The sequence below is a fragment of the Flavobacterium cerinum genome (assembly GCF_004028155.1).
GTDB classification, from domain to species: domain Bacteria; phylum Bacteroidota; class Bacteroidia; order Flavobacteriales; family Flavobacteriaceae; genus Flavobacterium; species Flavobacterium cerinum.
In genome coordinates, this window is sequence record NZ_SBII01000001.1 from 57,079 (window position 1) to 71,552 (window position 14,474).

Annotated in this window: 6 protein-coding genes; 2 read left to right on the forward strand and 4 right to left on the reverse strand. The window is 38.4% G+C overall.

The window, feature by feature from the left end:
- Window positions 1–14: 14 nt before the first annotated feature.
- The 4 genes from EPI11_RS00330 to EPI11_RS00345 all read right to left on the reverse strand — a co-directional run bounded on the left by EPI11_RS00330 (window position 15) and on the right by EPI11_RS00345 (window position 4,029).
- Window positions 15–1,166: an aspartate aminotransferase family protein gene (locus EPI11_RS00330; protein WP_128387966.1), complete on the reverse strand. Its 1,152-nt coding sequence runs from the start codon at window positions 1,164–1,166 to the stop codon at window positions 15–17.
- A 73-nt stretch (window positions 1,167–1,239) separates the two neighbouring features.
- Entirely contained in the window at window positions 1,240–2,217 is a 978-nt protein-coding gene (gene argC, locus EPI11_RS00335) for an N-acetyl-gamma-glutamyl-phosphate reductase (RefSeq protein WP_128387967.1), read from the reverse strand.
- Window positions 2,210–3,403, reverse strand: coding sequence for an argininosuccinate synthase (locus tag EPI11_RS00340; RefSeq protein WP_128387968.1), 1,194 nt, complete (start codon window positions 3,401–3,403; stop codon window positions 2,210–2,212). Before EPI11_RS00340 ends, argC begins: the two co-directional genes overlap by 8 nt.
- Window positions 3,400–4,029 (reverse strand): GNAT family N-acetyltransferase, encoded by a 630-nt coding sequence (locus EPI11_RS00345; protein ID WP_128387969.1) that lies wholly within the window; start codon window positions 4,027–4,029, stop codon window positions 3,400–3,402. The genes EPI11_RS00340 and EPI11_RS00345 overlap by 4 nt, the downstream gene beginning before the upstream one ends.
- Window positions 4,030–5,007: 978 nt before the next feature.
- Between EPI11_RS00345 and EPI11_RS00350 the strand changes: the two genes are divergently transcribed.
- Together EPI11_RS00350 and EPI11_RS00355 are read left to right on the forward strand one after the other, a co-directional pair.
- Complete coding sequence (locus EPI11_RS00350; protein ID WP_128387970.1) at window positions 5,008–12,492, forward strand: T9SS type B sorting domain-containing protein; 7,485 nt, start codon at window positions 5,008–5,010, stop codon at window positions 12,490–12,492.
- Window positions 12,493–12,495: 3 nt separating this feature from the next.
- Window positions 12,496–14,445 (forward strand): PorP/SprF family type IX secretion system membrane protein, encoded by a 1,950-nt coding sequence (locus tag EPI11_RS00355; RefSeq protein WP_128387971.1) that lies wholly within the window; start codon window positions 12,496–12,498, stop codon window positions 14,443–14,445.
- Window positions 14,446–14,474: the final 29 nt, after the last annotated feature.

A 14,474-nucleotide genomic window follows, 5' to 3' on the forward strand; every position in this document is an offset into this window, starting at 1 on the left:
AAATTAAACGTTCCTCAGATAGTAGTTTCAATAGTTACAACTTCCAAAGCTTTCTTTAATCCTGCAAAAAAATGATCGACATCTTCTTTTGTTATGGATAATGGAGGGAGGATGCGCAGCAGGTTTTTTTGTGAGGCACTGCCGGTGAAGATATGTTCCTTATAGATCAATGCCTTTCTAAGATCGCTTATCTCAAAGTCGAATTCGAGTCCTAACATGAGTCCGCGTCCTTTTACCTTTTTTACCTGTGGAATTTGTGTTGCCAGTTCTTTAAAATAGCTGTTTATGGCATTTACATTGGCAATTAAATCTTCCTGCTCTATAATTTCAAGTACGGATAACGCAGCAGCACACGCCAGATGATTACCACCAAAAGTAGTACCCAGTAAACCGTATGTTGCTTTAAATGCCGGCGAAATAATAATGCCGCCAATAGGGAAGCCGTTACCCATGCCTTTTGCCATCGAAATAATATCGGGTTTGATGCCGTGATGCTGATGTGCAAAGAATTTTCCTGAACGCCCATAACCGCTTTGTATCTCGTCCAGAATAAGTACAATATTATTGGTATTACAGGCTTTTTCAATGGTTTGAAAAAATTGGGTAGTGCCTTCGTTAAGTCCGCCTACACCCTGAATACCTTCAATAATTACGGCACAGGCATCGCCTTTTTCAATTTCATTTTGAAAACCAATCACATCATTAAGAGGTAAGAAAACCACTTCATGCCCTGCGTTTATTGGAGCAAGGATAGACGGATTATCGGTCGCTGCTACAGCTGCCGATGTCCTGCCATGGAAACTCTTTTTAAAGGCGATCACTTTCTTTTTTCCGGTATGGAATGATGCCAGCTTTAGTGCATTCTCATTGGCTTCTGCTCCCGAGTTGCATAAGAAAAGGCTGTAGTCAGGATAACCGGAAAGCTGTGTTAGCTTTGTTCCTAAACTTTCTTGTAATGGGTTTTGAATGGAGTTTGAATAGAACCCTATTTTAGCGAGCTGTTCACTTATGGCTTTTACATAAGCGGGGTGTGAATGCCCTGCAGATATGACTCCGTGGCCTCCGTAAAAGTCAAGATATTCCTGCCCTTTATCGTCCCACACTTTTGCTCCCAGTGCTTTTACCGGGGTTATATTATATATTGGATATACATCAAATAAATTCATTGTCTTCTTTTTTTTATTGTACCTACAAGATTTTAAAAACCTTGCAGGAACTTGCTTATTATTAGGGTTAAACTTAAAATCCTGAAGGTTTGAGCTTTAATCCTGTTGTTTCGTCAAGGCTAAACATCAGGTTCATGTTTTGTACTGCCTGGCCTGATGCGCCTTTTACGAGGTTATCTATAACCGATGTAATGAGTAGGTAACTCCCTTTTTGCTCCAGACTGATATAACATTTATTCGTCTGGATGGCCAGTTTCATGCTTATGGCATCGGTTGTAATGTTTACAAAAGGTTCAGCAGCATAATAGTCTTTATACAATTTTACTATGTCGTTAAAATTGGCAGACAGTTTTGTATATAACGTTGTGAATATGCCTCTTGTAAAATCGCCTCTATTAGGAATAAATAAAATGTCTTTACTAAAGGTTGGCTGCAATTGCTGAATACTTTGGGTAATTTCTCCCAGATGCTGATGCTCAAAAGCCTTGTAGTGCGACATATTATTCGCTCTCCACGGATGGTGTGATGTACCTGATGGCTGTACACCTGCGCCTGTACTACCCGTTGTGGCATTTATGTGAACAGTATCTGTTAGCAGATTGTTCTTAGCTAGAGGCAAAATGGCCAGCTGTATAGCTGTAGCAAAACATCCCGGGTTTGCAATGTATTGGGCTGTTTTTATGTGTTCTTTGTTCAGTTCCGGTAATCCGTAAACAAATGACTTACTATTATATACAGCATCTTTTTCTAACCTGAAATCATTACCCAAGTCTATTATTTTTGTAGCCGCCGAAAATGTATTAGTTGCTAAAAAAGCTTTCGACTGGCCGTGGCCAAGGCACAGAAATACTACATCTACAGCGGGATTTATAGTATCGGTAAAATTCATTTCGATCTCACCATAAAGATCCTGATGTACCGATGCCACAGGTTTACCTGCATTTGTGGTGCTGTACACAAAGTTGATCGCTGCCTGCGAATGGGCAATTAGTATACGCAGCAGTTCGCCTGCTGTATAACCGGACCCGCCTATGATACCTATATTAATCATACGTTTCGTCGTTTACCTGGGCATATATGCTTTGTGCATTGCCCATAATTTTTATAAAACCTTTAGCGTCGTCTGCGGTCCAGGCATTGTTTATTTCGCCATACTGTCCAAATTTAGTATTCATCAGGTCGTGTGCCGATTCAATACCGTCTAGCGAAAAGTGGCATGGTTTTAGGGTTACAGTCACTTTACCTGTTACGGTTTTTTGGGTGTCTTCCAGGAATGTTTCTATGTTACGCATTACCGGATCAAGGTACTGCCCTTCATGAAACAGCATGCCATACCAGTTGCCCAACTGTTCTTTCCAGTACTGCTGCCATTTACCCAATACATGCTTCTCTAATAAATGATGTGCTTTTATAATGATCAATGGAGCAGCGGCTTCAAAGCCAACTCTCCCCTTTATACCTATTATAGTATCGCCCACATGAATATCCCTCCCAATGGCAAAGGCAGATGCGAGTTCTTCCAGTTTGGTAATGTTTACGGTAGGTTTATCAAAATGATCATTAAGTCCGATTAACTCGCCTTTTTCGAAATGCAGTGTCACTTTTTCAGGAGTTGTTTTTTGCAGGGGAGAAGGATAAGCCTCCTCTGGTAAAGGCTCGTTTGACGTTAGGGTTTCTTTACCTCCTACACTGGCTCCCCATATCCCTTTATTAATGGAATACTGTGCTTTTTCCCAGGTGTAATCTATACCGTTTTGCTGTAGGTAAGCCACCTCTTGCTGACGGGTAAGCTTTAAATCACGGATAGGGGTAATGATCTCTATTTCGGGAGCAATGGTCTGGAAGATGAGGTCAAACCTAATCTGGTCATTACCTGCTCCGGTACTGCCATGAGCAATAGCATTGGCTCCTGTTTTTTTTGCGTATTTAATGCTTTCCAATGCCTGAAAAACCCTCTCGGCACTTACCGAAAGCGGATAGGTATTGTTTTTTAATACGTTGCCAAATACAAGATATTTAATGGCTTTTTGATAATAGGTCTCGATGATATCAAGATTAGTATGCTGGACACTCCCAAGTTCATAAGCTCTTTTCTCGATATCAGATAGTTCCTGAAGTGTAAAGCCTCCGGTGTTAATAAGCAGGGTATGAACTTCATAACCCAGTTCGTTCTTTAAATATTTAAGGCAGTATGAGGTGTCAAGACCGCCACTGTATGCTAAAACTACTTTTTTCATGATAGTGTTTTCTCTTTTTTAAGAAAAAGTGCCTGCTTTATGTTTTTAAGCCTTACCAGCACTTTTTGATTAAACGTATATTTTTCTTCGGATTTCTTTTTGGCAGGATCATAGAGCATCCCGGTACAAAGGCACATTTTGTACTCTTTTCGTTCAAGAATATCAAAATTGGTACAGCCACGGCATCCGTTCCAAAAAGTAGGATCGCCGGTCAGCTCTGAGAACGGAACGGGTTTATAGCCCAGTTCGCTGTTTATCTTCATGACTGCCAGCCCCGTGGTGATGCCAAATATTTTGGCCCCGGGGAATTTTTCCTGCGAATAGTCAAAAACACGCGACTTTATTTGTTTTGCAAGGCCAAGATGACGGTAATCTGGGTGTACTATGAGTCCGGAGTTGGCAACAAACTTCCCGTGCTGCCAGCTTTCTATATAGCAAAATCCTGCCATATTACCATCTATAATAGCAATAACGGCGTCGCGACTTTCCATCTTCTTTATAATATAATCGGGGCTTCTTTTAGCAATGCCTGTACCTCTGATTATAGCCGAAGCTTCCATAGTGTCGCATATTTGCTGCGCATATTTGTAATGCTCTTCGTGAGCAATCACAATAGATACATTCATTTAAAAATGTAATTAGTATTAATAAAAATCAATAGGGTAGATATACGGAGGTGTGATCCGGGCGGACCGGATCATAGAAGATATGCAGACCTTATGACCGGATTGGCAAAGGGCTTAAAAAAGAGATAAATGTGTTTATAGAGGTGCAGACGGAATATACCGATGCCTCAAATAAAAAAGGTAATGTTTTCAAAACGGGAATGTAAATAAAATGAATATTCGTGCAAAAACGTAGCGGTACTAGATTGACCGCACCATCCGGAAAGTTACCGTGGTGTTTGCCCGAGACATAATGGTATTATGTGCTTTATTTTTATTCATCGGTGCAAATGTATAACATTTTACAATACCTAATAGTTAAAAATAAACTAAGATGCTGACTTTTATTTAAACAGATTATTGATAAAATGCATACATCATTTCATAAATATTTTGCTTTAAAATGTAATAATTATAGTTCAAAAAATGCGTAAATGGGCGGGAGTAGCCTTTTTGAAGTATAAATTTGTTGGTAAAACTGGGAATATTTTTCTTACGAACTGTAACTCTTTTTTTGTGGATATATTATCTATATGTTAATAAAAATGTTGTTTTTGCCTCTAAAACAGGAAAATTCATTCAAATAAGTACTAATAAAATTGAAATATAAATATTTTCTGACACTGTTTAAAAAATGTTAAAATGTTAATATTATCTTAATTTTTTATGCTGTTAAAATTAAATTTCGAGTGTAAAGAAAGTATCAATTTTAAGACAATTTTTTGATTAAATAAAGCAACTATATTTTGAATAATTATTTAAAATATGGTTAAAAATTAGCCATTTAGTTGTAAATAAAGGCATTTCAATACTATAATAGATATTAAGTTCAATTTGTCGTTTTTTTATGCGCATTCATCGAATATAGTTTTTTACAAGAATTTGTTTACATACTTTTGAGTGCAAAAGCTTGTGGTCGCCGTATGACCTTGTAAGAAAATGAGTAAAAAAAACTACATACTTTATTTAAAATTTAGCTTTTTCATATGGTTGATCTTTTTGGTCAATGGTTATTCACAAGTAAGTGTTTCAAAGCCAATTTTAAGGTTCACTAAAGCTTGTGCCTCTTCAACATTTAACTCTTTTGAATTTGCTTTTACTGTAAGTAATCCACAAGAAGCGGGTGTGGGAAATTCGTTTATTGTTGAATTATCAAATGCAACAGGAAGCTTTACAGTTCCTACAGTGGTTAAAACACTTACCGGTACAGGAGCAACATTTGATCCTGTTTTTTTTGCTCTGCCTTTAAATGCTTATGGCGCAGGTTACAGACTTAGAGTTAGAAGTACCGTACCCGCTACAACAAGTCCGGTAAGTGCTGCTTTTCCTGCTTACTACGCAATTCATAACCAGCCTTTTTCTATAAATAATAATAGTGGTACTGTCCAGATATGCCAGGGAAACTCGTATACCCTAAGTATCGATAATACAGGCACTTCATCCTCTCCTACATTTTATCCTGCCCTCACTTATAAATGGTTTAAAGATCTTACTGTTATTCCAGGGGCTACAGGTCCTTCGTTAACGGTTACACAGGCGGGTAAATATTATGTATATACTGAATATGGTGCATGTACTGAATATATGTTCTCTTATTCTAATGATGTTAATGTTGCCGTTCAGGCAGTATTAACTCCGGTATTAACAACAACAAGTACTTCACTTTGCCCTGCGGGTACAAGAACATTAACGAGCAGTGTACAGACAGCTGGTTATACTTATGTATGGTATAGGGATAATGCTGTTATTGCAGGTGCCAATACACCTAACTATACTGCAAGCCAGGAGGGGCTTTATCATTTACAGATTACAGGTGGCGGCTGTGTTTTTGAAACCAACGCGATTGAACTTGACGCTGTAGATTTTAATCTGGCGATAGATCCTTCTGTGACAACAATTTTAATTCCGGGTGATCAGATCGATATTAATGCTATCACCGATGCTATATCGCCTACTTATAAATGGTATAGAAATAATGGAATTATTCCTGGGGCAACAGCAGTATCTTACAATGTTACTCAAAAGGGAACATATAAGGTTGAGGTTAACGAACCGGCTCCCTGTAATATAACAAAAGAGGCAGCAGTTACTGTTTTGTATCCGGATCAATTTAATCTTAAAATTCAGCTTACGCCGGATTATCAGGCCTGTGTGAGTACGTTGGCAACTCTAGAGATCAATCTGTTCGATGCGATTACCGGTTCCAATATAGTCAGTATCTTAGGTAATACTTATAATTACTCTTATAAATGGTATAAGGACAATGTGCCATTAGCCGGGGCAGCTACAACCCAATTATCGATTACAGATCCACTTCAAAGTGGATTTTATAAACTTGAAGTGACAATTCCTGATTATGGAGTTGTCACTTCAAATGCGATAGAGGTAAAACTGTCTTTTGGTGATGTTGTTATTTCGGGAGCTAACCTGATCTGTGAAGGGGCAATAGTGGCATTGACATCGAATATGGCAGGTAATGAGTATAATTATCAGTGGTATAAAAATGGAGTAGCTCTTTCGGCAATAACAACTCCTACGCTTGGAGCAGATTCTGAAGGTGATTATTATTTAATAGTAACCAATGGGAGCTGCAGTGATCAATCAAATACGATACATATTGATAAAGCAATAATTAATGTGAGTAGTGTTAGTGCAGTTTTAGACCTTATACTGCCGGGACAAACTAAAACACTTACTGTTACTACTGATGCCGTTTTGCCTCAATATAAGTGGTACCGCAATAATATTCTTTTAGCAGCCAGTACATCTACGCTCACTGCTACACAAAACGGTGTATATAAAGTAGTGGTAACCCAAACATCGGGTTGTAATGCTACTGCCGAGAAAACATTTACATTAGAATATCCAACAGGTTTTGATATTACCATTGCGAACGGTGCTTATACTGCCTGTACCAGTACTACTGCTACACTAAACATAACAAGTTTTGCTGCATTAACGCCAAACGGAAATGTGGATGTTACAGCAATGGGCTATCAATACCAATGGTATAGAAATAATGTGGCTGTTACAGGAGCAACATCGGCGATATTATCACTTACCAGTGCAGCTCAGAATGGTGATTATAAGCTAAGAGTCACTATTCCTGATTTTACTCCGGTAACCTCTAATATAATAACGATCAATCTTGCTATGCCTGCTGTTACCATATCGGGCAGTAGTATTTTATGTGCCGGAGGAACGGTATCATTATCATCAGACATTACGAATGCAGTATATACTTATCAATGGTTTAAAAATGGAGCAGCTGTTGCAGGAGCTGTCGCATCATCTTATACTGCAAATGCAGCAGGAGATTATTATGTAGTGGTAACAGGAGGGGTTTGTATAACACAATCGAATACGATTCATATAGTACCAGCTCAAATTACGGTAAGCAGTACCAATCCTGCTGTAGATATTATTTTACCGGGTCAAAGTAAAACACTTACAGTTACTACAACTGCAGCTACCCCACAATACAAATGGTACCGCAATACCATTTTACAGGCAGAAAGTACCGCGGCATTTACAGCTACACAAAATGGGGTGTATAAAGTTGAGGTGCTGCAAACATCTGGCTGTAATGCTGCTGCCGAGAAAACATTTACATTAAATTATCCTACCGGTTTTGATATTAGCATTGCAAACGGTGCTTATACTGCCTGTGCCAGTACTATTGCAACGCTAAACATAGCAAGTTTTGTTGCGTTAACGCCAAACGGAAATGTAGATGTTACCGCGATGGGGTACCAGTACCAATGGTATAGAAATAATGTAGCTGTTGCAGGAGCAACATCGGCAATATTGTCACTTACTAATGCATCTCAGAATGGTGATTATAAGTTAATGGTTACTATTCCTGATTTCACTCCGGTAACCTCTAATATAATAACGATTAATCTTGCTATGCCTGCTGTTACCATATCGGGCAGCGGCATTTTATGTGCAGGAGGTACGGTAGTAGTATCGTGTGATGTTACTGCTGCCGAATATGCTTACCAATGGTTTAAAAATGGAGCACCTGTTGTAGGGGCTGTCACATCATCTTATACTGCCAATGCAGCGGGAGATTATTATCTTGAAATAACCGGAGGTATCTGTACAAAACAATCAAATACCATTCAAATAGCAGTGGCTCAAATTACGGTAAGCAGTACAAATCCTGCTATAGATATTATTTTACCGGGTCAAAGTAAAACACTTACAGTTACTACAACTGCTGTTGCGCCACAATACAAATGGTACCGCAATACCATTTTACAGGCCGAAACTACCGCAGCATTTACAGCTACACAAAATGGGGTGTATAAAGTTGAGGTGCTGCAAACATCTGGCTGTAATGCTGCTGCCGAGAAAACATTTACATTAAATTATCCTACCGGTTTTGATATTACAATTGCTGCAGGATCTTATACTTCGTGTACGAGTACTACTGCAACGCTAAACATAGCAAATTTTGTTGCTTTAACACAAAGTGGGAATGTAGATGTTACCGCAATGGGGTACCAGTACCAATGGTATAGAAATAATGTGGCTGTTGCAGGAGCAACATCAGCAGTGTTGCCTATTACTAATGCTTCTCAAAACGGGGATTACAAATTAATGGTTACTATTCCTGATTTTACACCTGTAACATCAAACACAATTACTATAAATCTTGCTGTAGAAAATGTTGTAATAACAAACAGCAGTGCTTTATGTGCCGGGTCTACAGTAACGATATCATCTGGGGTAACAGGGTCTGACTATACCTACCAATGGTTTAAAAACAGTATAGCAATTTCGGGAGAAACGGCATCGGTATTAACCGCAAATGCTCAGGGAGATTACTATCTTATAGTTACGAGCGGTAGTTGTACGGCTCAGTCAAACACGGTTCATCTTCAAATATCGGCAATTACAATAAATAGTGTTACTCCTGTTGTGGATGTTATTTTACCGGGTCAGACTAAAACACTTATCGTTACTACCGATGCTGCTGCACCGCAGTATACATGGTACAGGAATAATGGGGTTTTAGCAGGAACTTCTGCTTCAATTACTACAGCACAAGATGGCGAATATAAAGTTGTGGTATTGCAAACAGCAGGCTGTAACGCTGCTGCCGAGAAAACATTTACACTAAACTATCCTACAGGATTTACAATTACTGTTGCCGCAACTTCGGCTTATACTGCGTGTACAAGTACTACTGCAACGCTTGATATAACCAGCTTTTTTGCCTTGACGCCAAACGGAACTATTGATGTTACGGCAATGGGCTATCAGTACCAATGGTATAAAAACAACGTGGCTGTTACAGGAGCGACTTCTGCCGTATTATCAATTACAGATGCGTCTCAAAATGGAGACTACAGGCTGGGTGTAACAATTCCCGGTTTTGCGCCGATAACATCAAACACCATAACCATTAATCTTGCTATGCCAACCGTTAGCATTAGCGGCAGTACTACTTTGTGTACGGGAGGTACATCTACATTGACCTCAAGTATTACCGGCCCACTCTACACTTATCAATGGTTTAAGAACGGTATAGCTCTTGGCGGTGCTGCTGCATCGACTTTTACTGCTACTGCCGAGGGTGATTATTATGTTGTGGTAACAGGAGGAGTTTGTACCAAGCAGTCTAATACAATACATATAACAACCGCTCAGATAACAATTAACAGTACCAACCCTGCTGTAGCAGTTATTCTTCCGGGTCAGACTAAAATATTTACGGTTACTACAAATGCTGCTGCACCGCAGTATACATGGTACAGGAATAATGTACTATTGGCCGAAACTTCAGCTACTCTTAGTACTACCCAAGACGGTATTTATAAAGTTGTAGTAATGCAAACCGTAGGCTGTAATGCTACTGCCGAGAAAACATTTACATTAAATTATCCAAATGCTTTCCAGATCATTATTGGCTCGGGTACTTATGCTGCCTGTACCAGTTTAACAGCAACTCTGGATATAACGTTCTTTGTTGCCTTAACGACAAGTGGTAATGTAGATGTTACTACTATGGGCTATCAATACCAATGGTATAAAAATGATATAGCAATTCAGGGAGAAACATCAGGGATACTATCATTAACCAGTGCCCTGCAAAATGGCAATTACAAGCTTGGCGTAACGATTCCCGGTTTTGCACCAATAGCATCAAATGTAATAACAATAGATCTTGGCCTGGAGCCTGTTGCCATAAGTGGTACTACTATTTTATGTGAGGGAGGAACGGTGTTATTATCGGCCGATGTTTCGGATACTATTTATACTTATCAATGGTATAAAGGTAATATTCCTCTTGCAAACGCCTTTTCGCCAGTATTGACTGCTGATGCTGAAGGTGAATATTATATTATAGTTACCGGCGGTAATTGTACTATACAGTCCAATACCATTCAGGTAACACAAGCACAAATAGCAATAAATACCAGTAATCCTGCGGTAGATGTTATTTTACCTGGCCAGACTAAAATACTTACTGTAACTACAGATGCTGCAGCACCGCAATATACATGGTACAGGAATGATGTGGTTTTAGCAGAAACATCTGCTTCGCTTACTGCTACAGAAGATGGTGAATATAAAGTTGAGGTTTTACAAACAACGGGATGCAGTGTTACAGGAGAAACAGTATTTACATTAGAATATCCTACCGGATTTACAGTTGACATAGGCGTTAATGCAGGTTATGCAGATTGTACAAGTACTACAGCTACATTAGACATAACCGGGTTTACAGCTCAAACGGTTATGGGGGATATTAATGTTCTTGTTACAAGTTATATATACCAATGGTACAAAAATGATGTGGCTGTTGCAGGAGCAACTTCGGCAGTGTTATCACTTAATAATGCGTCTCAAAACGGTGAATATAAAATGGGTATAACCATTCCCGGTTATCCGGAAGTATTCTCGAATCCTATTACGGTTAAGTTAAGTATCGGTCCGGTAACAATAGCAGCTTCGGGAGATCTGTGTATCAATAATCCGCAAGTCGTTATAAGCAATAATTTTACGGATACTACTTATACCTATACATGGTTTAAAGAAGGTGTTGAAATAAATGCCGCTGTTAACCCTGATTATGCGGTTACCGAGGCGGGAAGTTATTATGTTACAGTGACTAAAGACGGGTGTACGTTCACCTCTAATACGGTAACGGTAATGGCTATTGATTTTACCCTTACATCGGTAAATCCATTGGTTGATATTATAATTCAGGGTAGTAACAAGGTACTTACTGTTATAACAGATGCTTTACAGCCTTCTTTTGAATGGTATCGAAATAATACACTTTTAACCGGAGAGACCGGAGCTTCACTAACGGCGGTTCAGGATGGTGTTTATAAGGTAGTGGTAACTCAAAATGATGCGTGTACTATGGTTAAAGAACTGGTGCTTGAACTGGTTTACCCAACAGGGTTTACTATGGTTATTGCACCACAGGGATATGAAGAATGCATCAGCAGCCAAACGACTCTTACCATAACAGAATTTAAAGCCATTACCCAAAATGGTTTAATAGACATATTAGGTAATTCATTCAATTACAGTTACCAGTGGTACAAAGGGAATGAAATTATAGCCGGAGCAACTTCTGCAATATTACAGGTTAACCAAAGCGGCACTTATACACTGCAAATAACAATTCCTGATTTCGGAATCGTAACCTCTAATGCTGTAATTATAAAAATGGCTTTTGTTAACGGTGTTACGATTTCTACAGATGATGTTTTTTGTTCTGAAAATGCTTCTGTAACAATAAAAAGCAGTGTTGTTAATCAGGCTTATTCTTATGTATGGTACCACGATGGTATAGCGATTACCCAAACCGGAGCTGTAATAACAGTTACCGATAAAGGCAGTTACCGTCTTGAGGTGAGTTATGACGGATGTACTATCGCATCTAACATACTGGAGCTGGTACCGTATGATATGAGCCAGGTGGTTATAAATGTAGAGTCTGAAATGAGTTTGCCTGAGGGAACAAGCATAACCGTTACCGCAAGCGGTGCCGAAAAATATGAATGGTTTTTTAACGGAAAACTGGTATCTATTGATCCTTCTTTTACAATTACAGAACCGGGAACATATAGTGTTACAGCAACTGTGGGAGAATGTGAAGTAACAAAACAATTTGTGGTAGGCCTTAAAGAGAATCGTTTGCTGGCTATACCAAATGTGGTAACGCCAAATAATGACGGCATAAACGATCAATGGGCTTTACCTCTTAAATATTTAAATGAAACGACAGAAATAGTTATTTATGGTCCGGATGGCAGTATCGTTTTTAGAGCTATGCATTATAACAATGACTGGCCTAAGAGTGATTTTACGTACTCATTAAAGAGTCCGGTATACTATTACACGATAATGGAGAACAATAAGATTACACGAAGAGGTTCAATAACTTTTGTAAAATAGCGAATGATAAAAAACTACTATTCCCTATTTATAATTGTTTTACTCACCGTTTTTACACAAGTAAATGCGCAGGATGCCCCTGTGCTTACTTATAACATACCGGCACAGAATAATTTAAAATACAATAGGTTTTTACTAAACCCAACTTTTTCATTTGTGAGAGAAGACAATACCTATATAACGATGTACCACCGTAACCAGTGGATCCAGTATGACGATTCGCCAAAGGCTTATCTTCTAGCTTATTCCGGCAGGTTTACAGACAGGGCAGGTCTCGGTTTTGGTATCTATCAGCAAAACATAGGAGTTATTACCAGTTTTGGCGGAATTGCTAATTATTCATATAACGTTAAGATTAGGGAAGCACTAACAATAACACTGGGATTTAATTTTGCTTACTACAATAGTGGTATAGACAAAAACCGTGTGATCACAGAAAGTCCGGATCCAATATTAATGGCCATGAGAAATAATTCGCTGCTTAGTATTAAACCTGGATTTAACATAAGCTACAAACAGTTTGATTTTGGCTTTTATGCCGAAAACTTTGTGGACTATGATTTTAAGTCGAATAAGATGGCGACAGATTATGCCGATAAAACTTATTCAGGACATATAATGTATACACACAAAATGGTAGACAGAAAAGACCTTTTTGAGGATAGTGAATTTAGGATAGCCCTGCGTGCCAAAACATCTCAGGAATATGGGTTTGGGGTAAATGGATCTGTTCTTTTAGATTTTCCAAAGTTTGGCTGGATGCAGACAGGTTTGGATAATTATTATGGTGTAGCAGTAGGAGTGGGCTTTCACTTAACTAAACGTCTGTCGCTGGGCTATACATTTGAGAGAACAACAAAAGAAGGTCTGGTTAATTTAGGACCTACCCATGAGATCACGATGGTGTTTTCTTTTAAAGACAGAAATGCATTAAAGGAAAAAAATAAAACAGAAAAAGATAGCCTGAGCAAAGAGAAAAAGATTGCGCTTAAAGATTCTCTGGCAGTAGAAAAAAACGATATACTAAAAGACTCTTTAGCAGAAGGAAATCCGGGAGATAAAAAGGGAGATTTTGATAAAAACCTTGAACTGGAAAAACTTAAAATGGATCTTGATGAAGACAGCATGCACTTGCTGGACGCATTAGTAAAAGAAGACTCTTTAGCAAAGATAAAAAAGGCAGAATTTGATGAAAAGGTTAAAAACCTTTTGGATTATGCTAAAAAAGAAAAAGCGGCAAAAGCACTGAATCCACCATTAGTACTTAGAAATCTTACAACAGGTAAGGAAACCATAGTGCCAAAAACACTTGAAGACCTTAAAAAAGCGCCGGATGGCTACTATGTTATATCAAAAGACATTAATGCAAAAGAAGACGATAAGACTGTAAAAATAGAAAAGCATCCAACATTTACTGAAGCAGCAAATGCATCTGAAAAGAAGAAAGCATCCGGTAAAGAGAAAAATGTTTACATCGTGCATGTTGATAACACCCCCGATTTAGAACTCCGTAATGAAATAATAAACGAAAACACCTTACAAAATGAAAAAAATCTACAAAACCAAAGCCCGGACTCCATTGCCAATACATCTAAAGAAAAAAAGGGTGATAATTTAAAAACAGAGGAGGATATCAAAGAATTCTATTCCGGAAAAACAAATAAACCGAGAGAGACGCTTAAAAAAATGAGCAAGCTTTCGGTAGAAGGGATAGAGCCGGGCTACTACATCATTGCCAATGTGTTTTCTACACAGGAAAATGTAGAGAGTTTTATTAAAATTCTTAAAGACAAAGGCATTGAAACCGGTTATTTTTTAAATCCTAAGAACAAACTCAGGTATGTGTATTTAAAAAAACACAGTATTTGGAGGGAAGCATTGATTTCTTATTACTCGAATGTAGACAACACCTATTTTGATCCGATTTGGATAATGAGTGTCAATGCAAACTAGAAGAATAAAAACACCACAAACATCTAATT

What these genes read in the sequence shown, in the direction of transcription:
- EPI11_RS00330 (WP_128387966.1), bottom strand. Translation starts at nt 1,166, where the DNA reads ATGAATTTATTTGATGTATATCCAATATATAATATAACCCCGGTAAAA.
- argC (WP_128387967.1), bottom strand. Translation starts at nt 2,217, where the DNA reads ATGATTAATATAGGTATCATAGGCGGGTCCGGTTATACAGCAGGCGAA.
- EPI11_RS00340 (WP_128387968.1), bottom strand. Translation starts at nt 3,403, where the DNA reads ATGAAAAAAGTAGTTTTAGCATACAGTGGCGGTCTTGACACCTCATAC.
- EPI11_RS00345 (WP_128387969.1), bottom strand. Translation starts at nt 4,029, where the DNA reads ATGAATGTATCTATTGTGATTGCTCACGAAGAGCATTACAAATATGCG.
- EPI11_RS00350 (WP_128387970.1), top strand. Translation starts at nt 5,008, where the DNA reads ATGAGTAAAAAAAACTACATACTTTATTTAAAATTTAGCTTTTTCATA.
- EPI11_RS00355 (WP_128387971.1), top strand. Translation starts at nt 12,496, where the DNA reads ATGATAAAAAACTACTATTCCCTATTTATAATTGTTTTACTCACCGTT.